This is a genomic window from Microvirga sp. Mcv34, assembly GCF_024519725.1.
Lineage (GTDB): Bacteria > Pseudomonadota > Alphaproteobacteria > Rhizobiales > Beijerinckiaceae > Microvirga.
Window position 1 is genome coordinate 1 of the sequence record NZ_JALJRK010000046.1, and the last position, 26,890, is coordinate 26,890.

Annotated in this window: 24 protein-coding genes; 10 read left to right on the forward strand and 14 right to left on the reverse strand. The window is 63.3% G+C overall.

From position 1 onward, the window contains the following. Positions 1-698: 698 nt before the first annotated feature. Positions 699-1,157, reverse strand: coding sequence for a GNAT family N-acetyltransferase (locus OC446_RS20505; RefSeq protein WP_262030874.1), 459 nt, complete (start codon positions 1,155-1,157; stop codon positions 699-701). Further along, on the reverse strand, positions 1,154-1,810 hold the full coding sequence (locus tag OC446_RS20510) for a glutathione S-transferase family protein (protein ID WP_262030875.1): 657 nt from the start codon (positions 1,808-1,810) through the stop codon (positions 1,154-1,156). Before OC446_RS20510 ends, OC446_RS20505 begins: the two co-directional genes overlap by 4 nt. Positions 1,811-1,899: 89 nt before the next feature. Between OC446_RS20510 and OC446_RS20515 the strand changes: the two genes are divergently transcribed. Then, positions 1,900-2,310, forward strand: a complete 411-nt coding sequence (locus OC446_RS20515) for a DUF4345 domain-containing protein (RefSeq protein ID WP_262030909.1) — start codon at positions 1,900-1,902, stop codon at positions 2,308-2,310. Between the two features lie 206 nt (positions 2,311-2,516). Here the strand turns inward: OC446_RS20515 and OC446_RS20520 are convergent, their stop codons facing one another. From OC446_RS20520 to OC446_RS20535, 4 genes are all read right to left on the reverse strand, one after another. After that, positions 2,517-3,233 (reverse strand): amino acid ABC transporter ATP-binding protein, encoded by a 717-nt coding sequence (locus tag OC446_RS20520; RefSeq protein WP_410055106.1) that lies wholly within the window; start codon positions 3,231-3,233, stop codon positions 2,517-2,519. Positions 3,234-3,311: 78 nt separating this feature from the next. Next, on the reverse strand, positions 3,312-4,631 hold the full coding sequence (locus tag OC446_RS20525; RefSeq protein ID WP_262030877.1) for an amino acid ABC transporter permease: 1,320 nt from the start codon (positions 4,629-4,631) through the stop codon (positions 3,312-3,314). 8 nt (positions 4,632-4,639) lie between these two features. Continuing rightward, the gene (locus OC446_RS20530) at positions 4,640-5,851 is read right to left on the reverse strand and encodes an amino acid ABC transporter permease (RefSeq protein WP_262030878.1); all 1,212 of its coding nucleotides are present in this window, start codon (positions 5,849-5,851) and stop codon (positions 4,640-4,642) included. A 137-nt stretch (positions 5,852-5,988) separates the two neighbouring features. Then, entirely contained in the window at positions 5,989-7,008 is a 1,020-nt protein-coding gene (locus OC446_RS20535) for an amino acid ABC transporter substrate-binding protein (RefSeq protein ID WP_262030879.1), read from the reverse strand. Positions 7,009-7,238: 230 nt separating this feature from the next. On the opposite strand from OC446_RS20535, the gene metC reads away from it, so the two are divergent. Further along, a complete protein-coding gene (metC, locus tag OC446_RS20540; protein ID WP_262030880.1) occupies positions 7,239-8,435 on the forward strand; it encodes a cystathionine beta-lyase in 1,197 nt (398 codons plus the stop codon). A 20-nt stretch (positions 8,436-8,455) separates the two neighbouring features. Here the strand turns inward: metC and OC446_RS20545 are convergent, their stop codons facing one another. From OC446_RS20545 to OC446_RS20575, 7 genes are all read right to left on the reverse strand, one after another. Further along, complete coding sequence (locus OC446_RS20545; RefSeq protein ID WP_262030881.1) at positions 8,456-8,821, reverse strand: lipid-A-disaccharide synthase N-terminal domain-containing protein; 366 nt, start codon at positions 8,819-8,821, stop codon at positions 8,456-8,458. Beyond that, a complete protein-coding gene (locus tag OC446_RS20550; protein ID WP_262030882.1) occupies positions 8,821-9,555 on the reverse strand; it encodes a glycosyltransferase family 2 protein in 735 nt (244 codons plus the stop codon). The genes OC446_RS20545 and OC446_RS20550 overlap by 1 nt, the downstream gene beginning before the upstream one ends. A 47-nt stretch (positions 9,556-9,602) precedes the next feature. Continuing rightward, a complete protein-coding gene (locus tag OC446_RS20555; RefSeq protein ID WP_262030883.1) occupies positions 9,603-11,312 on the reverse strand; it encodes an ArnT family glycosyltransferase in 1,710 nt (569 codons plus the stop codon). A gap of 163 nt (positions 11,313-11,475) precedes the next feature. Beyond that, the gene (locus OC446_RS20560) at positions 11,476-12,885 is read right to left on the reverse strand and encodes a M10 family metallopeptidase C-terminal domain-containing protein (RefSeq protein ID WP_262030884.1); all 1,410 of its coding nucleotides are present in this window, start codon (positions 12,883-12,885) and stop codon (positions 11,476-11,478) included. A gap of 283 nt (positions 12,886-13,168) precedes the next feature. Next, the gene (locus OC446_RS20565) at positions 13,169-13,600 is read right to left on the reverse strand and encodes a hypothetical protein (RefSeq protein WP_262030885.1); all 432 of its coding nucleotides are present in this window, start codon (positions 13,598-13,600) and stop codon (positions 13,169-13,171) included. A 126-nt stretch (positions 13,601-13,726) separates the two neighbouring features. Beyond that, positions 13,727-14,494: a sulfite exporter TauE/SafE family protein gene (locus OC446_RS20570; RefSeq protein ID WP_262030886.1), complete on the reverse strand. Its 768-nt coding sequence runs from the start codon at positions 14,492-14,494 to the stop codon at positions 13,727-13,729. 214 nt (positions 14,495-14,708) lie between these two features. After that, positions 14,709-15,425 (reverse strand): sigma-70 family RNA polymerase sigma factor, encoded by a 717-nt coding sequence (locus OC446_RS20575; protein ID WP_262030887.1) that lies wholly within the window; start codon positions 15,423-15,425, stop codon positions 14,709-14,711. A gap of 183 nt (positions 15,426-15,608) precedes the next feature. Between OC446_RS20575 and xylB the strand changes: the two genes are divergently transcribed. The 8 genes from xylB (at position 15,609) to OC446_RS20615 (ending at position 25,664) form a co-directional block, all read left to right on the forward strand. Then, positions 15,609-17,078 carry a xylulokinase gene (xylB, locus tag OC446_RS20580; protein WP_262030888.1) on the forward strand — a complete coding sequence of 490 codons (1,470 nt, stop codon included), beginning with the start codon at positions 15,609-15,611 and terminating at the stop codon, positions 17,076-17,078. A 249-nt stretch (positions 17,079-17,327) separates the two neighbouring features. Beyond that, complete coding sequence (locus tag OC446_RS20585; RefSeq protein ID WP_262030889.1) at positions 17,328-18,857, forward strand: sugar ABC transporter ATP-binding protein; 1,530 nt, start codon at positions 17,328-17,330, stop codon at positions 18,855-18,857. A gap of 26 nt (positions 18,858-18,883) precedes the next feature. Further along, positions 18,884-19,885 (forward strand): ABC transporter permease subunit, encoded by a 1,002-nt coding sequence (locus OC446_RS20590; RefSeq protein WP_410055107.1) that lies wholly within the window; start codon positions 18,884-18,886, stop codon positions 19,883-19,885. A gap of 129 nt (positions 19,886-20,014) precedes the next feature. Beyond that, positions 20,015-20,950, forward strand: coding sequence for an ABC transporter substrate-binding protein (locus tag OC446_RS20595; RefSeq protein ID WP_262030891.1), 936 nt, complete (start codon positions 20,015-20,017; stop codon positions 20,948-20,950). A gap of 79 nt (positions 20,951-21,029) precedes the next feature. After that, entirely contained in the window at positions 21,030-21,725 is a 696-nt protein-coding gene (locus tag OC446_RS20600) for an L-ribulose-5-phosphate 4-epimerase (protein WP_315986526.1), read from the forward strand. 48 nt (positions 21,726-21,773) lie between these two features. After that, on the forward strand, positions 21,774-23,375 hold the full coding sequence (locus OC446_RS20605) for a ribulokinase (protein WP_262030892.1): 1,602 nt from the start codon (positions 21,774-21,776) through the stop codon (positions 23,373-23,375). A 64-nt stretch (positions 23,376-23,439) separates the two neighbouring features. Then, a complete protein-coding gene (locus OC446_RS20610; RefSeq protein WP_262030893.1) occupies positions 23,440-24,390 on the forward strand; it encodes a carbohydrate kinase family protein in 951 nt (316 codons plus the stop codon). Between the two features lie 17 nt (positions 24,391-24,407). Next, positions 24,408-25,664, forward strand: a complete 1,257-nt coding sequence (locus OC446_RS20615; RefSeq protein WP_262030894.1) for an AGE family epimerase/isomerase — start codon at positions 24,408-24,410, stop codon at positions 25,662-25,664. On the opposite strand, the gene OC446_RS20620 is transcribed toward OC446_RS20615, so the two are convergent. Next, positions 25,655-26,590 carry a ribokinase gene (locus tag OC446_RS20620; protein ID WP_262030895.1) on the reverse strand — a complete coding sequence of 312 codons (936 nt, stop codon included), beginning with the start codon at positions 26,588-26,590 and terminating at the stop codon, positions 25,655-25,657. The two genes, OC446_RS20615 and OC446_RS20620, sit on opposite strands and share 10 nt — an antisense overlap. Positions 26,591-26,890 lie beyond the last annotated feature (300 nt).

Consider the following 26,890-nt stretch of genomic DNA (forward strand, 5'->3'; position numbering starts at 1 on the left):
CGCAAGGACACCGCCGCCTACGCTTCTCTTCCCTCTCAACAATGTCAAAGAGCAAAACCTCGAACCAGCCCGGCCATCCCCATGCAGGGCGCCAGACCGCGAAGCCCGGGGCAACCAGGGTCCGAAGAACCCCGCCGCCGATGAAGAGGTTCTAACCGAACCCCTCCCCCAGGTCAACACCTTTTTCGAAGAATTCGTCTCGAAACCGGCGCCCCACCCACCCCTCACGGTATTCGGGCAAGCTTCATCGCCCGCAGACAGCGTATTCGCCCTCCGCGTTGCTGTCACCCGAACCAGACAATGCTGATCGAATGCTTCCCCATGTCGTCAGAGGAGCCCCGAAGACTGACCCAATGCTGGCGTCCCTGGCTCGTGCCGCCGATCGAACCTCCACGAGACCCGATCACGCGCCCGCCCCTGCCGCAGGATCCAAAGACCCCGCCCAGGCCGGCGCCGGAAAAAGAATGAAGCCCGCCCGGCCCAAAAGCCGGCGGGGCTGCGGATATGTCCCCTCACAGCACACTTGTCAACTCCATTCGAAGCATAGAACGGCAACAGGGGGCCATGGAGCCCCTGCCCTAGCCGGTTCCCGACTGGATGCGACGCCGGGTGTTTCCAAACAGGAGGGATGGTGTTCAGGACGTTCAGCGTCCTCTCTTTGCTCATCCCGAAGGAACAAGGAGGCGCGGCGGCCCAGGTCAGAGCTTCTTCTTGAAGCCCTCATGGCTCCGGGCGAACCCAAGACGCTCGTAGAAGCGGTGGGCGTCCTTGCGGGTCTTGTTGGAGGTCAACTCCATCGCGGCAGCTCCATGGGTGCGGGCGTAGTCCTCGGCGAACGCGATCATCTGCCCGCCGATACCGCCGGAGCGACGGGCAGCCCTCACCTTCACGCTCTCCACTTTCACCCGGGTGGCGCCGCGCCCCGTGAGATTGGGAATGAAGGTGAGCTGGAACGTGCCGACGATCTCGTTGTTATCGAGCGCCACGAACAGCCGGTTTTCAGCACTCTCCTGAATGGCTGCGAAAGCCGCCTCATAGGCCGGCTTCGTTTCGTCCGACCAGACATCGCCGTGCGAGCCCAGTTCGTCCTCTTCATGCATGCGGATGATCGCCTCTAGATCTCCGGCCTGCGCCTCACGGATCGACAGGGCGCTCATGCGGCTACTCGGGATTCCATGGGCAGCAGATCCGCCCGGGACCTGAAGCCGGGCAAGGCCTCGACACGCTTCGCCCACGCCCCCACCTGGGGATATTCGGCGATGTCGATCCCGGCCTCGCCGGCGCAGCAGACGACGCCGTAGATGTCGATATCGGCGATGGTTGCGCCCTCCCCCACCAGCCAGGCGCGGCCTGCGAGATGGCTCTCCAGAACGCCCAGGGCAGTCCTGGCGGCATTGAGGCAGTCCTCGACCACCTCGGGAGGAGCCTGGCGGAAACCCGCTTTGACGACGCGAGCCTTGTACAATGGTGCCGCGAGACGATCAAAATCCCAATAGAGCCATTCGCGCACCTGAAGGCGCTCATCGAGATCGGCGCCGCCGAACCGGCCCGTCATGTCGGCAAGATATTCCAGGATTGCCGCCGACTGGCACAGGTGTCGACCATTGTTGCGGTCCACCAGCATGGGCACCTGCCCGTAGCGCTGCCTGGATAGATACGGGGGCTGCTTGTGCTCGCCTCCCATCATGTTCACATGCGTATAGTCGAAGGCCTCGCCCATAAGGGACAGGGCAAGAGCGACCTTGTAGGTCGGCCCTGAATAGGCAAATCCGTGCAATTCGAACCGTACCGGCATAATGCGTCCCCGCATGAGAAAAATCTGTGGCCGGGCACCGTAAGCGATTGTCTCGCGCTCGGGAAGGAGCAGAATCTCCCGGAGTGGGGGATGCCATGGCCAGGATGGAACGCGAGCGGAAACTGTTGCAGCAGAGCGTGGCCATCGTCGCCACCATTCCTGTCGCCACGGGCCTTTACGGAATCCTGTTCGGGCAGGCGCTGACGGGCGATGCGGTCAGCATCTCGGCCGAGAGCCATTTTCGCTTCCTCTCCGGCCTGCTCCTCGGCATCGGTCTCGGCTTTTGGAGCACCCTGCCCTCCATCGAAATCAGAACGGGCCGCTTCCGCCTCCTGACGCTCCTCGTCGTCATCGGAGGGCTGGGCCGGCTGATCGGACTGGGGCTGACCGGCCTGCCGTCCCTCTTCATGATCGGCGGCTTGATCGTCGAACTGGTCGTCGCGCCGGTGCTGTGCCTGTGGCAGACCCGGGTCGCCAACCTTTATGCCGAGGAATACGGCGTCGCTGAACCCTGACAACCGAAAGCCCGCAGGCCTTTCCCTCTGACGCGAATAGTCTCTTTCAGATTGTTCGGACGCGCCGGAACCCACGCGACCGAAGCGGTATCGCCGCCGAGGAGCGATGCTGACGTAAGGCAATGCTCATGATCGACTTATCCGCCATCTAACAAGAAGGCCCCGGACGTCGCCGGGGCCTATCGAAACTCGTATGCTGATCCGGCTCAGTGCAGAATCTGGGACAGGAAGAGCTTGGTGCGCTCGTGCTGCGGGTTCCTGAAGAACTCGTCGGGCGTGTTCATTTCCACGATCTGTCCGTAATCCATGAAGATCACCCGGTCGGCCACCTGACGCGCGAAGCCCATTTCGTGGGTCACGCACAGCATGGTCATGCCCTCATCGGCAAGGCCGACCATGGTGTCGAGCACTTCCTTCACCATTTCCGGGTCGAGCGCTGAGGTCGGCTCGTCGAACAGCATGATCTTGGGGCTCATACAGAGAGAGCGGGCGATCGCCACGCGCTGCTGCTGGCCGCCGGAGAGCTGGCCCGGATACTTGTTCGCCTGCTCGGGGATCTTGACCCGCTTCAGGTAGTGCATGGCGACCTCTTCCGCCTCCTTCTTGGGCATCTTCTTGACCCAGATCGGAGCGAGCGTGCAGTTCTCGAGGATCGTCAGGTGTGGAAAGAGGTTGAAGTGCTGGAACACCATGCCGACGTCGCGGCGGACCTCGTCGATGCGCTTGAGATCGTTGGTAAGTTCGATACCGTCGACGATGATACGGCCCTTCTGGTGCTCCTCCAGGCGGTTGATGCAGCGGATCATCGTGGACTTGCCCGAGCCCGAGGGGCCGCAGATCACGATGCGCTCGCCGCGGCGCACGTTCAGGTTGATGTCCCGTAGAACGTGGAACTCGCCGTACCATTTATGCACGTCTATCATCTGGACGGCGGACTCGGCCTTCGGATCGATCTCGACGGAACGGGCGGTTTGGGATGTCATTGTCGTAGCCATGAATGTTTACCGTTTCTGACCAGCCGCAAGGCGCCGCTCGACCCCGAGCGAGTATCGCGACATTCCAAAGCAGAAGATGAAGTAGAACAGGGCCGCAAAGGCATAGCCCGTGATGCCGATGGTGGGGGCCGCCCAGTTCGGATCGATCCGGGAGGCCTCGATGGTCTTCACCAGGTCGAAGATGCCGACGATGGCAACGAGCGACGTATCCTTGAACAGACCGATGAAGGTGTTCACGATGCCAGGAATGACGATCCGCAGCGCCTGGGGCAGGATGATGAGGCTCATCATCTGCGGATAGTTCAAGCCTAAGGACATGGCTCCTTCATACTGGCCCTTCGGCATGGCCTGGAGGCCGCCACGCACCACCTCGGCCATATAGGCCGAAGCGAAGAGTGCCGTCCCGATGAGAGGCCGCAGCAGACGATCGACCGTAATGTCGCCGGGAAGGAAGAGCGGCAGCATGGTGTTGGCCATGATCAACACCGTGATGAGCGGCACGCCGCGCACGAACTCGATGAAGATCACCGAGGCCATGCGGATGATGGGGAGCTTGGACCGCCGCCCAAGGGCCAGAACGATGCCGAAGGGCAGCGACACCACGATGCCCACCGTCGCCACCAGAAGCGTCACGAGGATTCCGCCCCACAAGGACGTGGGCACATGGGCAAGACCGAAATCGATATCGACCAGGGCCAGGGTGATGCCGATCACCGCAACGATGCCGCCGCTCATGATGAATGCCGGACGCATGGACGCCTTGAGCAGAGCGGCGAAGAAGGCGAACAGGGCGATCACCAGCGCTCCGAAGATCGCGAACCCGATCCAGAAGCGAACCCCGAGATCGGCATTCCCGCCAGTCAGGAGGATGTAGGAGACGACCGGGAAGATCCAGAAGAAGTAGACGGCGCCCAGATCCCGGCGCGGCGCCCTGAGCCACAGCAGCCAGACGACCCCGATGGCCAGGAGAGCGAAGAAGACGTCGACCCTCCAGCGCTCCGAGATCGTGTAGGAACCGTAGATGAAGTAGTTGATCTTGTCCCAGATGAAGGCCCAGCAGGCTCCGGTCTCGCTGCCGCCGGAATCGGCACGGCAGACGGCCCGGTCCGAGCCGGTCCAGACGGCGTCGATGAAGAGGAAGCGCACAAGCGGTGGGACGCTGACGTACAGGAGGTAGAACACCACCAGCGTCAGCACGGTATTGAGGGGGCCGGAAAACAGGTTTTCCCTAATCCAGGCGATGGGGCCGCGAGCCAGGTTCGGTGGAGGCAGCGCTTCCACCTGCTTGGCGCGGACGAAACGGGGCACGTCGACGGCGGTGCTCATGCGATCTCCTACCGTTCGACGATCGCCACGCGGCGATTGTAGATATTCATAATGAACGATGTCACGAGGCTGATCGTCAGATAGACGCCCATGGTGATGACGACGACCTCGATGGCCTGGCCCGTCTGGTTGAGCACGGTTCCCATGAAGACCTGCACCAGGTCGGGATAGCCGATGGCCACGGCCAGGGAGGAGTTCTTCGTCAGGTTCAGATATTGGCTCGTCAGCGGCGGAACGATGACGCGCATCGCCTGCGGGATCACGACCAGGCGCAGGGTCTGCCCGGGCGTGAGGCCGAGGGAGCCGGCGGCTTCGGACTGACCTTTCGAGACGGCCAGGATGCCCGCGCGAACGACCTCGGCGATGAAGGCCGCCGTGTAGGTCGTCAGGCCGAGCAGCAGCGCCACGAATTCCGGAAGGATCTGCTGGCCGCCGGTTAGGTTGAAGGTTCCCTTGCGCGGCATCTCGAAAGTGATCGGATTAGCGCCGGCCAAGGCGAGAGCGATCCAGGTCAAGATCGGCAGACCGAGGATCAGGGCCAGGGTCACCTTGCCGACAGGGTATTGCCGGCCGGTCTGCTCCTGCTGCTTCCTGGCCCAGCGCCGGTACACGAAGGTGGCGACGACGCCGATCGCGAGCGCAGCGATGATCACCGAAATGTTGCTGCCCCAGATGGGCTTGGCCATGAAGAGGCCGCGCGAGTTCAGATAGAACCCCGCCCCCATGTCGAGGGAGTTGCGCGGCTGCGGCAGGGCGCCCAGGACGGCGATGTACCAGAACAGAAGCTGCACCAGGAGCGGGATATTGCGCAGCACCTCGACGTAGACCATCGCGACCTTCGCCACCATCCAGTTCTTGGAAAGGCGCGCGATGCCGACCATGAAGCCAAGGATGGTCGTGAAGAAGATGCCGATGGCCGAGACGATCAGCGTATTGAGAAGGCCGACGATGAAGGCGTCGCCGTAGGTGCTGCCGGCAGCGCTGAACTGGATCAGCGTCTGGCTGATATCGAAGCCGGCCGTATTGTTGAGGAATCCGAAGCCCGATGCGATCTTGGCGCGTTGCAGGTTCTCGATGGCGTTGCTCGCGGCCGCATAGAACAGGAAGACGATCGCCGCGACAACAACGACCTGATAGAAAATTCCACGGACCTTCGGATCGTATAGAAACGATTTTTTGGGAGGCGATGTCTGACTGACAACGGTCTGCACTGAGTTCATCCTCTGACGGCTTTTTATTTTATACCCTGCCGTCCTCCCCTGTTCATGCAGCCAATACTGTCATGAACGGGCGGCTTTTTATTGTTCTTTGAGAGAAGGACGCCCGGATATTCCGGGCGTCCTGGTCTTGAAGCGGCTTAGCGAACCGGGATGCCGTATTGCAGGCCGCCCTTGGTCCACTGGGCGTTCTGGCCGCGCTTGATCTTCAGACGGGAGCCTTCGCCCACGTTCTTCTCGAAGACCTCGCCGTAGTTGCCCACGTGCTTGATGATGCGCACGGCCCAGTCGTTGGTCAGGCCGGTGGCCTCGCCGAACTTGCCTTCCGTACCGAGAAGACGCTTGATCTCCGGATTGTCGGAGGTCTTCATCTGCTCGACATTGGCCTTGGTCACGCCGAGCTCTTCGGCATTCAGCATGGCCATGTGGGTCCAGCGGACGATATCGCCCCACTGGTTGTCACCGTGGCGAACAGCTGGTCCAAGCGGCTCCTTGGAGATGATCTCGGGCAGGACGATATGATCGTCCGGAGCCGAAGCGCGCAGACGTTCGGCGTAGAGGCCGGAGGCATCCGTGGTGAACGCATCGCAGCGGCCGGCGTCATAGGCCTTGAAGGTCTCGTCCGAGGTCGCGAACGCCACCACTTCGTACTTCATGTTGTTGGCACGGAAGTAGTCGGCGAGGTTCAGCTCGGTCGTGGTGCCCTGCTGGGTGCAGATGGAAGCGCCGTTCAGCTCCTTGGCCGAGGAGACGCCGAGCTTCTTGCGGACCATGAAGCCCTGGCCGTCATAGTAGTTGATGGCCGGGAAATCGAGGCCGAGCTGCGTGTCGCGCGACATCGTCATGGTGGAGTTGCGGGACAGCACGTCCACTTCGCCGGACTGAAGCGCCGTGAAGCGGTCCTTGGCGGCGAGCGGGATGAAGCGAACCTTGGTCGGATCGTCGAAGATGGCCGCGGCGATGGCGCGGCAGAGATCGACGTCGAGGCCCGTCCAGTTGCCCTGAGCGTCCGGCTGCCCGAAACCGGCGAGGCCCGTGTTTGAGCCGCAGGTCAGGAAGCCCTTCTGCTTCACGCTGTTGAGTGTCGCCTGTGCCGAAGCGCCCGTTGCGAACAGGCTGGCCGTCAGGCCGAAGGCAATCGATACGAGAGCCTTTTTCATGTTTGTATCTTCTCCCAATAGTTCGACATGGCTCGGCCGTTTTTGGTTATTACCCCCCAGCCGCGCCCGGATAGACCGTTCCGCGCCGCCTCGACTGAGACGGCATCGAGATCCATCACATTCCATGATTAATCACTGGTCAAGTCTTGATGGAAGGCATTTCTTGCCTGACTTGACGGCAGAGGCTGCCCGGTCTCTGATCCAGGTCTCCTCAGCAAGCCCTTGAAGCAATGTCAAAACTCCCCCCAAAGCCCCAAAACATCTCCGAACGCACCCGCCTCGTCCATGCCGGACGGGAGCCATTCGAGCAGCACGGTTTCGTGAATACGCCCATCTACCGCGGCTCGACCGTCCTCTACCCCACGACGGACGATCTGCTGCACCGGCGCGGTCGCTATTCCTATGGAACGAAAGGGACTCCGACCACGAACTCCCTGGAAACGGCCTGGACGGAACTGGCGGGTGCGGCCGGCACCGTGCTGACCCCTTCGGGTCTCGCCGCCGTGACCATTGCCCTCATGTCATGTCTGAAGGCGGGCGATCACCTTCTGATGACGGATTCGGTTTACCTGCCGACGCGGCAGTTCTGTAACGGGGTACTCAAAAATTTTGGTGTGGAAACCACCTATTACGACCCACAGATCGGCGCCGGGATCGAGGCTTTGATCCGCCCGAACACCACGGCCGTGTTCACGGAGGCTCCCGGCTCGCAATCTCTCGAGATGCAGGACATTCCCGCGATCGCCGAGGTGGCGCACCGGCACGGGGCGGTGGTCCTCATGGACAATACCTGGGCGACCCCCCTGCTCTTCCCGCCCCACGAGCGCGGGGTGGACCTCGCCATCGAGGCCGGCACGAAATACCTGAGCGGGGGATCGGACCTGCTGCTCGGACTGGTCTCGGCCAATGAGCGCTGCTTCAAGCGCCTGCGGGAAACCTACGATTCCTTTGCCATGTGCCCGGGACCCGAGGACGTCTTTCTCGGCCTGAGAGGGCTGCGCACCATGGCCCTGCGCCTGCGTGAGCACGAGAAACAGGCGCTTGAAATGGCCCGATGGCTCGAAGCACGGCCCGAGGTAGCCCGAGTGCTGCATCCAGCCCTGGAAACCTATCCCGGGCACGAGATCTGGCAGCGCGACTTCAAGGGCTCGTCGGGCCTGTTCTCCGTCATCCTCAAGCCCTGCTCCGACCAGGCGCTCGCCGCGATGCTCGACGGGCTTTCCCTCTTCGGCATGGGCTATTCCTGGGGAGGGTTTGAAAGCCTCGTGATTCCTTTCAACTGCGCGACCTACCGGACGGCGACCAAATGGGAGCCCGGCGGCCATGCGCTCCGGTTCCACATCGGCCTGGAGGATCTTGAGGACCTGAAGCGGGATCTCGATGCAGGCTTCGCACGCCTTCGGGTAACGGACGCCGAGGCTGCCTGAAACCCACGAGGCCTCGGCGTCTACTGCGCCGGGGCCTCGACCTCCGATCCGGAGACGACCCGGCCCGCGGCCTTCTTCCTCTCCTTCGAGATCAGCATCAGGTTGCGGATATAGATGAAGATTGAGAAGGCCTGCCCTAGAATGATGACGATGTCGCTGCGGGCGAAGCCATAGACCAGGGTCATCAGGCCGCCGGATATGGACAGAATCCAGAAGCCGACCGGAATCACGCTCTTCTCGGCCTTTTCGCTGGCGATCCACTGCACGAGAAAGCGTGCCCCGAAGACGAACTGCGCCAGCACGCCGAAGGCAGCCCACAGGTCGAACCGGGCGACGACCAGATCATAGAAATAGAGTCCCAGATCGTGGGAAAGACGCATCAACATCAGACGATTTCCTGAGCAATGGGCACGCGGCGCCGGCGCCGGATCAACCACCAGACTCCGGCTAAATCAAGGATGCCGACCCACAGGCGGTCGAACATACCGTAATTGGACCGGCCCGCATGCCGGGGCCGGTCGACCACATCCACATGAGCGATCCGGAAGCCTTCGCGCTTGACCAGGGCAGGCATGAAGCGGTGAAGAGCGTCGAAATAAGGCAATCGCAGATAAACGTCCCGGCGGAAGGCCTTAAGTCCGCAGCCCGTATCGCGGGTCCCATCCTTCAGGATCCGCCCGCGAACGCCGTTGGCGATCCGGGACTGCCACTTCTTGTAGGCACCGTCCTTGCGCCCCACCCGCTGCCCGGCCACGAGGGCGACCTGCGGATCGTCGAGGGCCGCAACAAGCTGGGGAATGAAAGCCGGGTCGTTCTGCCCGTCCCCGTCGAGGGTGACAACGATGGGGCCGCGGGCGGCGTGGACGCCGGTTCGAACGGCCGCGCTCTGGCCGCAGCTCGCCTCATGCCGGACGAGGCGCAGCCACGGCCGCGTCGCCCGGGCGTTCCGAACCTGCTCCACGGTCGCATCCGTGGATCCGTCGTCCACATAGACCACCTCGAAGGGCGAGAGCGGTGCGCAGGCACGCTCGATCTCCTCGACCAGGGGGAGAATGTTGAGGGCCTCGTTCTTGACAGGCACCACGACACTGATGCGGGGGCCATGAGAAAGATCAGTCATTCTTTACGGGCCATTCCTGGCCGCCTCTTCGAAAGCGGAACGAAGTTCTAGAAACCTGTCCCATAGACGGCGATATCGACCCGCCGACCGCTGTTGATATTGAATCCCTGGATTCTGGTCGAGAGCGTGGGCTGCTGTTTCAGGCGCTCATTCTCGCTCCGGAACTCACCTTCGAACCTTTTTTCCACGAATACGACACGGCAACCGCCCTGGCTCAGGAAAGCGGAGGCGTCGGCACCCGAATCGATCATCTCGAGTTTCGTGCCCGTCAGGAAGACGAGGCTCGGTTCACGGTAGCCGAGGGTTCCGACCTGGGGATCGGCGCAGGGTACGTTGTGAGCCGCCTCGGCGAGCCGGCCCGAAACCTTCAGGGAGCGCAGATCGAGCTGGGCGAACCCGAAAACGCCGACAGCCAGGAAGATCGCTGCCACGAAGCTCGCCCAAAGGGTCGGAACCATCCGGTTCTTCACGAAAAGCCACCAGGCCCAAAGCGAGAGAAGCGAGGACAGGGCGAGGAACGGGAGCGCTCGGTAAGGGATCATCCCGTCGAACGTCCATCCGACCACGGACAGGCCGATCGTCAGCCCAACCGGAATGAACGGGATGAGCACCGTCGCGATCTTGGCCGCCGGACGCTGCGGTCCTACGAAGTGGCGCGCGATGGCCATGACCGTGATGATGGCGACCGCCGGCAGAAGCGGCAAGGTGTAGTGCGGGAGCTTGGTCGGAACCGCCTCGAACACGATCCAGGATGGCACGATCCAGGCCAGGGCGAAGGCGACCGGCTCCTCGCGGCGGTGGATCCAGGCGAAGGGCACCGCGATGGCGGCCAGGATGGCCCCGGGCCAGAAGGTGGCGAAGAACGAGATCAGGTAGAAGCCCGGCGGCGCCCAATGCACCTTCTGGGCCGTGCCGACCTTACCCAGCATGTCGTGTCCGATGGCCTCCGCGTAGAAGGCGCCCTTGGTGTTGATGGCGATGGCGATGAACCACGGGAGGACGACGGCGAGCGTGAAGACCAGCCCCTGCCAGGGCTTCAGGGTCATGAGCCAGCGGCCGGAGCGTTCCTTGTAGGACAGCACCGCAGCGGCAAGGCCCGCGAACATGATGACCAGCGGCCCCTTGATCAGGATTCCGAAGGCGAAGCCCGTCCAGAAGAGCCATAGTGCCCGTCTCGGCAGGGTCCCTGCCCCACGGCTCAGATAGGCCCGGGCCAGACCACCCATGACGGCGACGGAGCAGGCCGTCAGCATCGCGTCCGTCTTCGCCAATCGTGCCTCGACCATGAGGATGACGCAGGTCGCCATCAAGGCCGCCGTGAGGAACGCCCCCCGCCGCCCGAAGAAGGCCAGTGCCGCCCAATAGGTCAGCAGAACCGTCGCGATGGCACCGAACAGGGATGGAATCCGATAGAGGGCGATGGTGGTGCGTGCCTCCGGCACGCCCAGAGCCTGTCCGAGGGAGACGGTGGCGCTCTGCATCCAATAGATGCCGACCGGCTTCTTGTTTCGGGCCTCGTCCTGGAACCGGATGTCGACGAAGTCACCGGTCTCCAGCATCTGCTTGGACGCCTGGGCGTAACGCGGCTCATCCCGGTCCATGGGCTGGAGCGTCGTGAAGCCCGGGAGGAAGCAGGCGAGCGACAGCAGCACGAGGACGGCGCAGAGCCGGGCATGGCTCCGCTCGACGAGGCTCGTCAGCTGAGCGACGGAGAGGTAGCGCAGAGACATCCGCTGCTGGGGGACAGAACCGTCCATCAATCACTCCGGAGGCGGGCAAATCCTTCGTGCCGACAGGAATTCCCATAGCACGGGTCATCAAAGGGCGTGATGTCCTCTAAACCCGGCAGGAAGTCAAATTGACGGAAGGTAGCGGCGCTCCGGACGCATCCGCGAGGCCGAAAGGCGCGTCTGGCCTGCCTCAGATGATCCGGAGGTCGCCAGCGGTCATCTTCAACCCTTTGGTCAGCTGAGCGAACCTGATCTGGCCGCTGACCCCGGTTCCGTCCGGATCGTAATAGAGCGCGCCGGTTTCCCTATCGTAGATGATCCGGTCGGATCGATCATGGGCCTTGGAGCCGGTCCAGAATGCCGCCGAAGGAAGCCTGCCCGCATGGCCCAGGTGCGAAAACGCGGCGTTCTCGAGATAGATGGTGTCGTCTGGCACCGAGAAGTCCAGGATATGGTCCAGGTTGACGGCCTTCCTGGGTTTCGTGTCGAAGACGAAAGCGTCTTTCCCCTGGCCTCCGACGAGCACGTCCCTGCCGGTTCCGCCATACAGGGTATCTGCTCCGTCCAGGCCGCTGAGACGGTCCTTCCCCGCCCCTCCCTTGAGCATATTCGCAGCGTCATTGCCGACGAGCACGTCGCCTCCTGCACCCCCCAGGGCGTTCTCGACGAGCGACCTGGGGTCACCGTCGTACATGAGAGCATTGGCGATGGTGCCCCGGGCCGACTCGCCCGCACCGAGATCGGCAAGCTGGCCGGCTGAGGTCGTCGACCATTCGCCAGGCCGCAGGTCTACGCTCAGACCGGTCCTGTAGTTCGAGAAATCGAAGGTGTCGTTCCCTCCTCCATCCCAAATGGTCATGAAGATCCGGTTCGCTCCCGGAGCTCCCTGTCCTATTCCGTTGATGAAGGTTTCCCCGGTACTCGGGCTCCAGCGGTAGATCGTGTCTTCGCTGCGGGTGGTGAAGTTCGCACCGTACATCCGCTGAAGTGCGGCGATGTCGTACATCATCAGAGTCTGGCCGAAACTCCACGCTTCATTTTCCACATAGAGACCGCTCGCGCCGACATAGGACCTGTAGGTCGTCAGCGAGTATTCCATAGAATCGCGCTCTGCCGTCATGGCCCCGAATGCGCTCGTTTCATTGCCGTGCTTCAGACCGATTCCATGAAGAACCTCATGGATGAACACGAAATAGGCATAATTTCCGGGGGATGGTTGATCGAAACGACCGCCGCTCGTCCGGAACCAGGTGTCTCCGCCTTCCGGCGCCGAGGCCGGGAAGTAGGTCCAAGCTGTGCCCGGCTCGTCGGACCTCGCCAGGCGCAAGTCGGCTTGCTCGGACGAATTCTCGTGGATTTCAGTGAACTTCAGCCCAGTCACGTCCGAGATCATCGCGAAGACCCTGCGGACGGTCGCACTCTGAAGAGAGGTCAGCGGCTGGAAGTTGTTCTTGGCTTCGCCATAGCCATAGGAGTTTCCATAGACAGCGGCCTCAGACGGAAAGCTATAGGTCAGTTCCAAACTGTCCCAGCGCTGTCCGGACAGGACCCCGTCGATATCCTGATCGTATGTTCTATCCACGGGAGCCTGGGCTGCCATCTCATTTCCCCTGAATGGGACAGCAGATATGGCTCTAGGCGCCGATCATGGATAACCAGCAGGGAGTAACTGTGTTGGCGTTTCTGTATAGCTACTGATTGGGTATCTTTGCAGCAGGATTGCGAAACAAAATATCATCCGAGATCACAATCGAAACTTGGTTCCGGCTCTGACATCCTGCTCCCGCATCACGAATGGTTCGCCGTGCGGCCCTGGTGAGTTCGATCCTCATGAGAACCGATCCCAAGCCAGGGCAGCCCAGTTCCGGGACCCTGCTTCCAGTTCAGCGGAACCAACCGAAATAAAGCGCCCAGAGGCTGGGAGATCGGATGCCGCGAACCCTGCGGGCCGCTTCGTCCGCCCGCATGGCCTCGCCGCCATGGCAGGAGCAGAGGACGATATGCGCATCGTGGTCGGAGATCTGGAAGAAATCCACCGCGTCCCCGAAGGTATCGCTGCGCAGCCCCGAACGGCGAAGAAGCGGATCTGAATAGGCAACCGTCAAAGCGGAGCCGTCGGCCCGCAGGGCGAGGCGCTGAGCTTTTGGCTTCCACTCGATTTCATCCAGGGTCGTGAGGATCCGGTCCGGCTCCTGCTCCAGGAGCTCGACCCAGCGGTCGAGACGCTCGCGCTTGGACAGGACCGGCGCTTTGACGTCCTCGGGAATCTTGAGATCGGCGACGCTACTAAGTTCGGACAGAGGCCTGTGTTCCATGCTCCCCTCCTTGGCAGAAGAGCGGCTTCGAGCACCCACCAGCTACAGGCTCAACCTGAAGCCTATGGAAAAGTTCGAGGAACGGCCGACCCGACGTCGCTGATATTTTGCGCACTCCAGGGATCGTCAAGGGGATTTCAGCAGATGCACGACCGCAGGCATGCCCAGCGACACGCCCGACAGGAAGAGCAATCCGAGAACGACCCAGCGCATGGTGGCGGGAGAGAGCGGTGGAGGCCAGCGGCGCGCGGCATGGGTTGCCCCCATGACGACCGGAATGGCGAAGAGCCCGGTCAGGGTCGAAGTGGACGGAAGATTGCCGGAAAAGACGACGAGGCCGTTCCGGAACACCGCGTTGAGCGCGAAGATCGTCACCAGGGTTTCCCGCACCGTCACCTGGGGCATCGGCTGCCGGTAGAAATGATAGACGAGCGGAGGCCCGGCGGTCGAAAACAGCCCGCCCATCAGGCCCGCGATGCTGCCGAAGAACATGAACGAACCGTCGCTGGATGGCCGAGGAAGCGGCTCCGGCTTTCGGGCGAGTTGCAGGCTGGAAACGATGATCACGAAGCCGAGGATGAGGCGCAGGATGTCGGCCCGCGTTCCCGCCAGCCATTCCAGCAGCCAGTAACCGACGAAGAGTGTGGGGATGCTGGTCAGCATTACGACGAGAAACTCGCGCCACGCCACATCGCGCCACCCCTTGTGGAGCATCTGGACGGCGTTCACGAACGTGAGAACGCTCACGAGCATCGCCGCATCGGGAAGCGACAGAAGGCCGGTGAGCCCGACACCACCCATGGTGATCAGGCCGAAAGCGAAGCCGGTCAGGGTCTGGATGTAGGCGGCAATTCCGGTCAGCGCCAGAAAACCGATCAGCTCGACAAGCGACATGCCTCAAGATCCTTCGGGCAGTCGGTCGTCTCTGCGGACGTCGGACGGGTATCAAGTCGCCAAACGCCGCGAACCGCTGCCTGAGAGCAGCAGCGCTCCGCAGATGGATGCCGCGCGCCTGCTCACAAGTTGGTGAGGCGGAGGCATAGAACATCGTGCGGAGAAGTGGAATGCACTTTTCCGCACGATGCTCAGGTCTACAGAGAATTGATCGTCAGGCCGTCGCCGAGTGGTCGTGGTCGACGCGGGACGTTCCCATCAGCTCGGCGAGACGGTTGCGAGCGCGATTGACCCGGCTTTTGATCGTCCCGACCTTCACGCCCAGGGCTTCCGCCGCGTCCTCATAGGACATGCCTTCGGCGCCGATGAGGATGATGGCCTCGCGCTGCTCCTGCGGCAGCTTCTCGAGCGCTGTGGAGAGATCCTGAAGCGCGAGCTTGTCCTCCTGGTCCGGGATCGCGATCATGCTCGCGGCATGGGTCCCGTCACCATCCTCCACCTCGCGGCTGGTCTTGCGATGTGTGGAGTAGAAGCCGTTCCGCAGGATCGTGAAGAGCCAAGCCTGCAGGTTCGTGCCGGACTCGAACGTGTCCTGCTTGGTCAGAGCCTTGAGCACCGTGTCCTGCACGAGATCCTCGGCCTGATCGACCTTTCCGGTCAGCGAGAGGGCGAAGGCACGCAGGTTCGGCAGGGCATCCATGACGCCGTTGACGAACTCCTGGTCGACCGGCTCCGTATGTGCACGGATGACCTGGGCGACACGATCAGCCAGACGCGCGAGGTCGCGCGGCAGCTTGTCCTCCGCGGGGTCGCCATAGAGGGCACGCAACTGCTTCCCGAGGTGCAGCCGCACAGCGGCGCTCAACGCAGCCGCAGAGTTGGCGGTCTCGGGACGGGTGAACTCGGACTGGGGTTTGGAATTCTGTGGCATGACCGACTATCTGGTGCATGCCGCTGCCATTTAAATATCCGAGCGACATTTGGACCATGAGATTTTTTCATGGCCGCGCCTCTGGATTTTATCACCCGTATGCCTAAGCGGCAGGGCTGAGCTATATGCTCTTCCGGACATGAGGCCAAACCAAGGCCATCGACAATTCAAGGAGCATGCGGCGTGCCTCATTACCTCGGCATCGATGTCGGCACCTCAGCCGTAAAGGCGATCCTCGTCGACGAATCACAGATAGCGGTCGCGGAAGCGGATGTCCCCCTGCAGGTATCCCGACCGCATGATCTCTGGTCCGAGCAGAATCCGGAGAGCTGGTGGGAGGCGGTGCAGGCGGCGCTCGACCAACTGCGCACTCGCGCCCTGTCGGCACTCGCCGACATCCGCGGGATCGGCCTTTCGGGTCAGATGCACGGTGCCGTTCTTCTCGACGAGAACGACCGGCCGCTCCGGCCTGCAATCCTCTGGAACGACGGCCGCTCCTTTCGCGAGGCGCAGGAACTCGGTGAAAGGCACCCCGAGCTGTCCCACGCCATGGGCGTCATTCCGATGCCCGGCTTCACGGCGCCGAAGCTCGTCTGGCTCGCGCGCCATGAGCCGGAGATCTTTCGCGCCGTGCGCAAGGTGATGCTGCCGAAGGACTATATCCGGCTCAAGCTCACCGGCGAGATCGTGACCGAGATGTCGGACGCAGCCGGCACGTGGTGGCTGGACGAAGCCAAGCGCGACTGGTCCGACGCGGCGTTGGCAGCCACTGGCCTCAGCCGCGAGCAGATGCCGAGGCTCGTCGAAGGTTCGCAAGCGTCGGGCCTCGTGCGGTCCGATATCGCCGGACGATGGGGCCTGCGGAAGGACGTGGTCGTAGCGGGCGGCGCAGGAGATGCGGCCGCCGGTGCCGTGGGCCTGGGCGCCATCGAGGAAGGATCGGCCTTCATCTCTCTCGGCACGTCCGGACAGCTTTTCGTCACCACCCGGGATTTCAGCCCGGCTCCCGAGGCGGTGGTGCACTCCTTCTGCCACGCGGTGCCGGGGCGCTGGTTCCAGATGGCCGCGATGCTGAATGCGGCAAGTTGCTTGGCCTGGGGCGCCCAGCTCCTGAAACGCGACATCGGGGAGCTCCTGCAGGAGACCGAGGCCGCCTATCGGAAGCCGTCATCCGTTCTCTTCCTGCCCTATCTCGCGGGCGAGCGCACGCCGCACAACGATCCTTATGCGCGCGGCGTGTTCTTCGGGCTCTCGCCGCAGACACAGCAGACGGACCTGGTGCAGGCGATCCTGGAAGGCGTCGCCTTCAGTTTCGCCGACGCGAAGGAATGCCTCGCGCAGGCGGGCACTCCCCTCACGCATGCAGGAATGATCGGAGGCGGATCGCGAAGCGTATTCTGGGCCAAGATCTTCGCCAGCGTGCTGAATGTTCCGATGCTGCGGTATCAAGGCAGCGACAAGGGTCCGGCCTTCGGTGCCGCCCGCTTGGCGCGCCTGGCGACCACAGGGGAATCCCCCGAGACGGTGTGCAAGCCACCGGGCATTCTGGAAACCATCGAGCCCGACCCGCAGCTCGTCGACCTCTATCGCCCGAGGATCGAGGCCTTCCGCAGCCTGTATCGCGCGCTGAAGCCGGAATTCGGAAGGCTCTGAAAAGAACGCCTCAATAGAAACAATGTATCGACGCATCAGGCGACTGGATGATGCGCAAATTCACTTTGTCCGCAAAATGTTGTGGGCTGCCATCCACGTCTATAAAGGAGGGATTGAAACCCGATTGAATTGAAACATTTAGGGCAGTCACAATCCCTTCTGATCCGGTCCGAAATTTGGCATGATAGAGTCTTCAGAGTTCAAGGCTGAAAACTGCCACCTCAATAACGCGCCTTTAGGGAAACGCCCATGACAGGATCCACCCCGATCCTCGAAATGAAAGACATTTCCAAGACGTTTCCAGGCGTCAAGGCGCTGACGAACGTCTCCCTGACCGTTTATCCCGGCGAGATCCATGCGTTGATGGGGGAAAACGGCGCCGGCAAGTCGACGCTGATGAAGATCCTCTCCGGCGCCTATCAGGCTGACCCCGGAGGCGAGATCCGCATCAACGGCCAACCCGTCGTCATCGACGGGCCGCTGACGGCGCGGCATCACGGCATCTCCATCATCTACCAGGAACTCTCCCTCGCGCCGAACCTGACGGTCGCCGAGAACATGCTTCTCGGGCGGGAGCACAAGTCCGGTCCCATGGTCGACCGGCGGTCCATGGAAAAAGCCTGCACGTCGGTTCTCGAACGCCTGGGCGTTCAGTTCAAGGCGACCACGAAGGTCAGCGAATTGTCGATGGCCGAGCGGCAGCTCGTGGAGATCGCCCGCGCGCTCATCGCGAATTCCCGCATCCTGGTCATGGACGAGCCCACGACCTCCCTCTCCTCCCGCGAGACGGAGGCGATGTTCGCGCTGATCCGGCAGCTGCGTGCGGAAGGCCTTGCGATCATCTATATCAGCCACCGCATGGCCGAGATCTACGAGCTGGCCGAGCGCGTCTCGGTGCTCCGGGACGGCTCCTATGTCGGCACCCTCGTGGGTGACGAAATCTCGGCCGAGCGCCTCGTGCAGATGATGGTGGGACGTGACCTGTCGTCCTTCTACAAGAAGGAGCACGACGCCCATCAGAGCCGCGGGCCGGTGATGTTCGCGGTGCGCAATATGGGCGACGGTGTTCGCGTTCACGACTGCTCCTTCGAGCTGCATGAGGGCGAGGTTCTCGGCATCGCCGGCCTCGTCGGCGCGGGACGCACGGAACTGGCGCGGCTCATCTACGGAGCTGATCCGCGCACCAGCGGCGAGATCTTTCTCCAGGGCAATCGCCTCTCGATCGACGAGCCGGACGACGCCATCCAGGCCGGCGTGGTCTACCTCACGGAAGACCGCAAGCATCTCGGCCTCTTCCTCGACCTGACGGTCCGGGACAATGTGAACGTGAACGTTCTGGGCCGCGATGCCCGTGCGGGCGGCGTGCTCAACATGAAAGCCGCCCGGCAACGGGCCGCGGCGGCGATCCGGGCGCTCGGCATCCGCGTGGCGGGCGACGTGGTGCCGGTCGGGAGCCTCTCGGGCGGCAACCAGCAAAAGGTCCTCCTCTCGCGTCTGCTCGAGACGAAACCCAAGGTCCTCATCCTCGACGAGCCGACCCGCGGCGTGGATATCGGGGCCAAGTCGGAAATCTACCGCCTGATCGACAGCCTCGCCCGAAACGGCGTCGGCGTCATCGTCATCTCCAGCGAGCTGCCGGAAGTCGTGGGTATCTGCGATCGCGTGCTGGTGATGAGAGAGGGGCGGCTCGAGGGTGAGGTCGGTGGAGCCGGCCATCCGCCCATGACTCAGGAAAACATCATTGCTATCGCGACAGGCGTAAGGGAAGCGGCCGAATGACATCCCCGAATGAGACCAGCGCACGCATGCAATCGACTGGTGTGAAGGGCCCCGATGCGGCGTCCGAGAGCCTCCAGCGCCGCCTTGCCTGGCGTTCCACCCTGCAGGCCATCGGCATGCTGCCGGTGCTCATCATCCTCGGCATCGTGTTCGAGCTCATGTCGGGCCGGTTCCTGAGCTTTCAGAACCTCTCGATCGTGATGCAGCAGGCCTCGATCAACACCGTCCTGGCCGCCGGCATGACCTTCGTCATTCTCACGGGCGGCATCGATCTGTCGGTCGGCTCGATCCTGGCCGCCGCCGCCATGGTGGCCATCCTGGGATCTCTGATCCCCGAATGGGGCATGCTGGGAATTCCGGCGGCCCTACTGGCGGGACTCGGTCTCGGTCTGGTGAACGGTGCGCTCATTGCGTTCGCGAAGCTCCCGCCATTCATCGTCACCTTAGGCTCGTTGACAGCCGTGCGCGGCCTCGCGCGCCTGCTCGGAAATGATACGACCCAGTTCAACCCTCAGCTTCCCTTCGCGTTCATCGGCAACGGCACCCTCTTCGGCCTGCCCTGGCTGGTCTGGATCGCTTTCGCCGTGGTGATCATCTCCTGGTTCATCCTGCGAAGGACGGTACTGGGCGTCCATATCTACGCGGTCGGCGGCAATCCGGACGCAGCGCGGCTCACCGGCATCAAGGTCTGGGCTGTCCTGCTGTTCGTCTATGCCTTTTCGGGATTGGCGGCAGGTCTCGGCGGCGTCATGTCGGCGGCGCGCCTGTTCGCCGCGAATGGCCTGCAACTCGGGCAATCCTATGAACTGGACGCCATCGCGGCCGTCATCCTCGGCGGCACCAGCTTCGTCGGCGGCATCGGATCGATCTGGGGCACGCTGATCGGCGCGCTCATCATCGCGATCCTGTCGAACGGCCTCATTCTGGTGGGCGTCTCCGACATCTGGCAGTTCATCATCAAGGGGCTCGTGATCATTGGGGCTGTGGCGCTCGACCGCTACCGCCTCAAGGGATCGGCGCGCACCTGATCACAAGATACCAGCGCCCGCCTCGGACGCTCGTATAACCGCACTCCTGGAAGGCAAGCACAGGCTCCGGGAGGCGTGGAGCACAAAGACACCTGCAAAGCAACTTGCAAAGGACACTTGGAGGAACCAATGGCACTTTCCCGTCTTACGCTGAGCCTTGCCGTCGCTGCCGTTCTGGCTGCCCCGGCCTATGCCAAGGACGTCAAGAACGTCGGCATCTCGGTCGGCCTGCTCGGCAACCCGTTCTTCGTCGCGACCATCAAGGGCATCGAGGCCAAGGCGAAGGAGATCACCCCCGGCGCCAAGATCACGTCCGTCTCGGCGGATTACGATCTCAACAAGCAATTCACCCAGATGGACAACTTCACGGCGGCCGGAACGGACATCGTGATGATCAATGCCGTCGATCCGAAGGCCATCGAGCCTTCCGTCAAGCGCGCCCAGGCGGCCGGCCTCGTGGTCGCCGCCTTCGACGTGGCCGCGGCCGGCGCCGACGTCACGGTGATGACGGACAACGTCAAAGCCGGCGAACTCGCCTGCCAGTACATCGCCGATCACCTCAAGGGTAAGGGCGACGTCCTGATCGTGAACGGCCCGCAGGTCTCCTCGATCACGGATCGCGTGAAGGGCTGCAAGAACGTCTTTTCCAAGTTCCCGGACATCAAGATCCTGTCGGACAACCAGGACGCCAAGGGCTCCCGCGAAGGCGGCTTCGCCGTCGGACAGAGCCTGCTGACCCGCTTCCCGAAGATCGACGCCGTCTTCGCGATCAACGACCCGACCGCCATTGGCATCAATCTGGCCGCCAAGCAGCTCAACCGCAATGAGTTCATCATCACGGCGGTCGACGGCGCCCCGGATATCGAGACCGAGCTGAAGTCCGGCAACTCCCTGATCAAGGCCTCGGCCTCCCAGGACCCGTACATCATGGCCGCTCAGTCCTATGAGCTCGCCGTCGGCATCGTGAACGGCAAGAAGCCCGAGAAGAACGTGATCCTGCTCGAGCCGAAGCTGATCACCGCGGATAACATCAAGGACTACAAGGGCTGGCAGGCCGTCCGCTGATTTCGTTTGACATCCGGCGGCCATGGCGCGAGCTGTGGCCGCCGTTTTCCGTTCATGGGCTTTTTTGAGGAAGCATCCGATGTTGAAGCAGCTGCGTGAACAGGTTCTGGAAGCCAATCTGGAAGTCGTTCGCCGCGGGCTCGTGCTTTACACCTTCGGCAATGTCAGCGGCATCAGCCGCGAGGACAAGCTCGTCGTCATCAAGCCGAGTGGCGTACCGTACGAGCGCATGAAGGCCGACGACTTGGTCGTCACGGACCTTGAAGGCAAGGTCGTCTGGGGCGAGTTGCGTCCCTCCTCCGATCTCGACACTCATATCCATCTCTACAAGGCCTTCCAGGAGATCGGCGGCGTGGTGCACACCCATTCGGAACACGCCGTGGCCTGGGCTCAGGCCGGTCGTTCGATTCCGGCCCTCGGGACCACGCACGCCGATTATTTCTATGGTCCGGTACCGGTCACCCGGGAGCTGACCGCCGACGAGATCAAGAACGATTATGTCCGCGCGACCGGCGTGGCCATCGCGGAGGCCTTCGGCAATCGGGACCCCATGGAAGTGCCGGCCGCTCTGGTCGCAGGACATGGCCCCTTCGCCTGGGGCCGGACGCCCGACGACGCGGTGCATAACGCCGTTGTTCTGGAAGCTGTCGCCCGCATGGCGATGTACACGGTCTCGCTGCAGCCGAACGCCCAGGGCGTCTCGCAGGCGCTGCTCGACCGGCACTATTTCCGCAAGCATGGCGCGGCCGCGACCTATGGCCAGTCCGAGACATAACCTCCCGTTTCCTTTTCAACCGCACATGACCCGTTTGGGGAGATACAGATGGCCGTTGTAGCAGGTGTCGATTTCGGCACTCTGAGCGTCAGGGTCACCCTCGTCGACGATCGCAAGGGCCCGCTCGGCCTCGCCAAGGCGGAATACCCGCTTCACCGGAAGCGCGAGAACCCCGCCTACGCGACCCAGGCGCATGCCGATCACATGGATGCGCTGACGCGCGCCATGCGCGGGGCCCTGGATTCGGCCGGCGTGAAGGGCGAGGACGTCGCGGCGCTTGCGATCGACACCACAGGCTCCAGTGTCGTAATGGTCGGCAAAGACCTCGAACCCCTGGACGAGTATTACCTCTGGTGCGATCACCGGGCGAAAGCCGAAGCCGAGGAGATCACCCGGCTCGCGCATGAGGAAGGTCTCGAAGCCATCCAATGGTGCGGCGGCGTCTATTCGCACGAATGGGGCTTCTCCAAGCTGCTGCACTGGCTGCGCAACAATCCGGACAAGCGCGACCGGCTGGTGACGGCCCTCGAACATTGCGACATGGTGGCGGCCACCCTCACCGGCGTCACGGCTCCCCGCCAGATCAAGCGCAGCATCTGCGCCATGGGCCACAAGTGGATGTGGAACCCCCGCTGGGGCGGCCTGCCCCCTCAGGAATTTCTCTCCAAGGTCGATCCGCTGTTCGACGGCATCCGCGAAAAACTCGCGGGCGAGTACGTCACCTCCGATGTCGTGGCAGGCCATCTCACGCCCGTTTGGGCCGAGCGTCTCGGCCTGAAAGCGGGCATTCCGATCCCGGTCGGCGCTCTCGATGCCCATTGGGACGCCATCGGGGCCGGCTGCCGGGTCGGCGACGTGGTGAACGTGGTCGGCACGTCTACCTGCATCATCGCGATCGCCGAGGACACCAGCCTGATCCAGGGCGTCTGCGGTGTCGTGCCCGGCAGCGTCGATCCCAGCCTCGTCGGGATCGAGGCCGGGCTGTCGGCGACCGGCGATATCTTCGAGGCGATCGCCAGGCGCGCCAACACCAACGTCCAGGACCTGTCCAAGGGCCTGGAGCAATACCGCGCCGGCCAGACCGGCCTCCTGCGCCTGACCTGGGACAACGGCGACCGTACGGTCCTCGTGAAGGCGGATCTCGGCGGCATCACGCTCGGCTGGAACCTGCTGCACACCGCTCAGGACGAACTGTTCGCCGCCATCGAAGGCACCGCCTTCCACACGCGCATCATTCTCGAGCGCATGGCCGAGGGCGGGGTGCCGGTCGAGCGCGTCATCAATGCGGGCGGCATCCCTCAGCACAATGCCGTCCTGAACCAGGTCTACGCCAATGTGCTCGGCCGTCCCGTTCTGGTCCCGAACGGCATTCCGACGGGCCTCGGCTCCAGCATCTTCGCGAGCCTCGCCGCCGGATCGCATCCCGATCTCGACAGCGCCCGGGCGGCGATCTGCCTGCCCTTCAGGACCTTCGAACCGGACCCGACGGCGCATGCGGTCTACGAGCAGCTCTTTGCTCATTACAGGACGCTGTATTTCGGCTTCGGCGGCGTCTCTGGACCCGTTTCCCTGGATCATATATTGCGCGATCTCAAACGGATCGCGGCTCTCCCCTCGGAGCCCGTTCCGCCCGATGCGATGCCGGGCTAACCTTACGCCGCTGAGATCGCTGGGTGCCCATGAGTGTCATTGAGGTTTTGTCCGGAGGCTTTTCATGATCCTGGTTTGCGGCGAAGCCCTGATCGACCTTTTCATCGGAGCGCCTGGCCCGTCCGGCTTTCCTGCGGAAGCGATTGCCGGCGGGTCACCCTTCAATGTGGCCATCGGGATCGGCCGCCTCGGACGGCCCTCCGCCTTCCTGTCCACCCTGTCGGACGATGTGTTCGGCACCTTCCTGGCGGAAAAGCTCGCGGAATCCGGCGTGAGTCCCGCCTATCTCCAGCGTTGCCCGAACTACACGACCCTCAGCGTGGTCGCGACGAGTGCCTCCGGGCAGCCGCAATATTCCTTCTATGCGCCCAATTCCGCCGACCGCGCCCTTTCGCCCGACATGCTGCCGGCCCGGCTTCCGCCTGAGGTGAACGCCATCGCAGCGGGCTCCTATGCCCTGGGCGTCGAGCCCATCGCCAGCGCCATCGAGACGCTGCTTCGCCGCGAGGCCGGGTCGCGCGTGATCTCCCTCGATCCCAACGTCCGGCCGCGTGTCGTCGGCGACCTGAAGGCTTATCGCGATCGTTTCGAAGGTCTGCTTGCCCATGCGGATATCGTGAAGGCGAGCGACGAGGACATCGAGCTTCTCTACGCCACCAATGACCTCGCCTCCGCGGCCCGCGCGTGGCTGGCGCTCGGTCCGAAGCTCGTGATCATCACCCGCGGTGAGAAGGGCCCGCTGGCGGCCTTCGGCGACCGGATCGTGGAGCGCCCGGCTCCACGGATCGACGTGGTGGATACGGTCGGCGCCGGCGACACCTTCCATGCCGGCCTCCTGTCCTGGCTCGATGCCAGCCACCTGCTCACGCCCGCAGGCATTGCCGGCTTGACGGAAGGGCAGGCCACAGAGGCGCTCGATTTCGCCGCTACCGCTGCGGCCATCGTCTGCACCCGGCGCGGCGCCAACCCGCCCTCCTGGGCCGAAGTCGAACAATTCATGGCATCACGCGCCTGATCACAACGGAACCTGTCATGACGATGTCCCAGCCCGTCCTCCCTCCCCTTGGCCCGACCTGGCGCTCGAACCGCTTCCACCGGCAATGGCTGATGGATCAGGCGAACAACCTGTTCGATTTCTTCCAGCGCGGCATCATCAACCCGGCCGGCGGCTTCTTCGATCTCGACGATGCGGGTCGGCCTATCGAGACCGCCAATCCCGTGCGGCAGATCCACAACACCACCCGCATGGTGCATTGCTTCGCCATCGGCACCCTGCTCGGCCGCCCTGGTAGCGATGCTATCGTCGACCATGGCATGAACTACCTCTGGAATGCCCATCGGGATGCCCAGCACGGCGGCTATGTGTGGTCTCTCGACAACGACGGGCCGAAGGACGACACCAAGCAGGCCTATGGGCACGCCTTCGTCCTGCTCGCCGCCTCCAGCGCCAAGACGGTCGGACATCCCCTCGCCGACCGCCTGATCCAGGACATCACGCAGGTTCTGGAGGAGCGATTCTGGGAAGATCAACACGGAGCCGTGACGGAGGAGTTCTCCCGCGATTGGCAACCCCTGAGCCAATACCGCGGCCAGAACTCCAACATGCACCTGACGGAGTCGCTGATGGCTGCCTTCGAGGCCACCGGCGACAAGGCCTATCTCGACAAGGCCGAGCGGATCGCAAGCCTGATCATTGGCCGCCATGCCGCCTCCCTCGGCTACCGGGTGGCCGAGCACTTCCATGCGGACTGGAGCCTCGACAAGGACTATCGCGGCTACGACGTGTTCCGCCCCTACGGCACGACGCCGGGCCATTGGCTCGAATGGGCGCGCCTTGTGCTCCAGCTCTGGTCTCTCGGCGGCAAGCGCCATGCCTGGATGCCGGAGGCGGCCCGTGAACTCTTCCGCCAATCCATCGAGCTCGGATGGGACAAGGACAAGGGCGGCTTCTTCTATGCCCTCGACTGGGAGGACAAGCCCCGCCTGCCGCAGAAGCTCTGGTGGCCCTGCGCGGAAGCGATCGGCGCGGCGGCGTTTCTCGGCGACCACGACCCGAGCGTCTATCATGAGCAATGGTACCGCACCCTCTGGGGCTTTGCCGACCGCAACCTGATCGACCACGACCACGGCGGATGGCGCCCGGAGCTGACGGAAGACCTGAAGCCGGGGACGACCCTCTTCACGGGCAAGCCGGACCTCTACCACGCCCTGCAGGCCTGCCTGATCCCGCTCTTCCCGGCAAACGGTAGCCTGACCAGGGTGATCCCCGAGGCGCTCTCTCAAGCCTGATTCAGGTGCTGCTCCAGGGCTTGTCTCTGGGGCATGCCCGCCTGGGCACCCGCCGTCAGGCAGGACAGGGACGCGGCCGCGCAGGCCCGCTCCATGGCCGGCCCGATCTCCAGCCCTTCGGCAAGCCCGTTGGCCAGGACGCCGACAAAGGTGTCCCCCGCGCCCGTGGTGTCGACCGGGAGGATCGGACGTGCCGTCGCATGAATCTGAGCACCATCGGGGGTGATGGCATAGGCGCCGCGCGATCCTGCCGTGACGATGCAGGTCGGGCCGAACGAACGGGCAATGTCAGATCCGGCCTTGAGATAGTCTTCGCCCGACCGCTCTCCGATGACATCGGCGATGGCGAGCGCCTCGTGCTCGTTGACCACGAGGACGTCGGTCACCGCCAGGAGTTCGGCGATGGCCGAACGCTCCTTGACGGCCGGCACCGGGGCGAAGTTCCACACCACCTTGACGCCGGCCCGGCGCGCCCGCGCGGCAGCCTCCAGGGAATCAGCAATCGGCACCTCCATCTGGAGCACCAGAACGGAAGCCCTGGACAGAAGGCTCTCGGGCAGGTCATCCGAACGCAGCGCCATGTTCGCGCCGCTGGCGACCGTGATGGCGTTCTCGCCAGTCTCGTCGACGGTGATGAAGGCGCAGCCCGTGGGCTCGTCTGTCACCCGAATGGCGGTGACATCCACTCCGTTCTCTTCGAGGTTCTTGAGGCAGGCCGTTCCGAACGGATCAGTGCCGATTGCTCCGACCATGGCGACCCGAAGCGGAAGACCGTGGCCGACCCGCGCGGCCGCGACCGCCTGGTTGGCGCCCTTGCCGCCGAAGAAGCTGTCGGCCCGGCGAGACAGGACGGTCTCGCCCGGGCGGGCGATCCGCTGGACTCTTGCCACGAGGTCCATGTTGATGGAGCCGAAGATAACGATCATGCCACGCTGCCCTTGTTCAAGGCGCCATCCTTACCATCGGGCAGCCGCGATTGGCGAGGGCTGGCCGTCCAGGCATCGCAGGAGGAGGACTCCGGCGCCGTCCACAGCTATTTCTCCCCTCCATTGCACAGAGGGATGATGCCCGGGAACCAAGCAGGCTGCCTCAACATTTGACTCGCAGGTAGGCGTAGCAGCGGTAAACTGTCATCAGAATCAAAGATAGTTCGCCACTGGCAGATTGAAGAACAGGCTTTGATGGGCAGGCAGGTTGATCCTCACCGTCCGGATCGCGGAAATCCA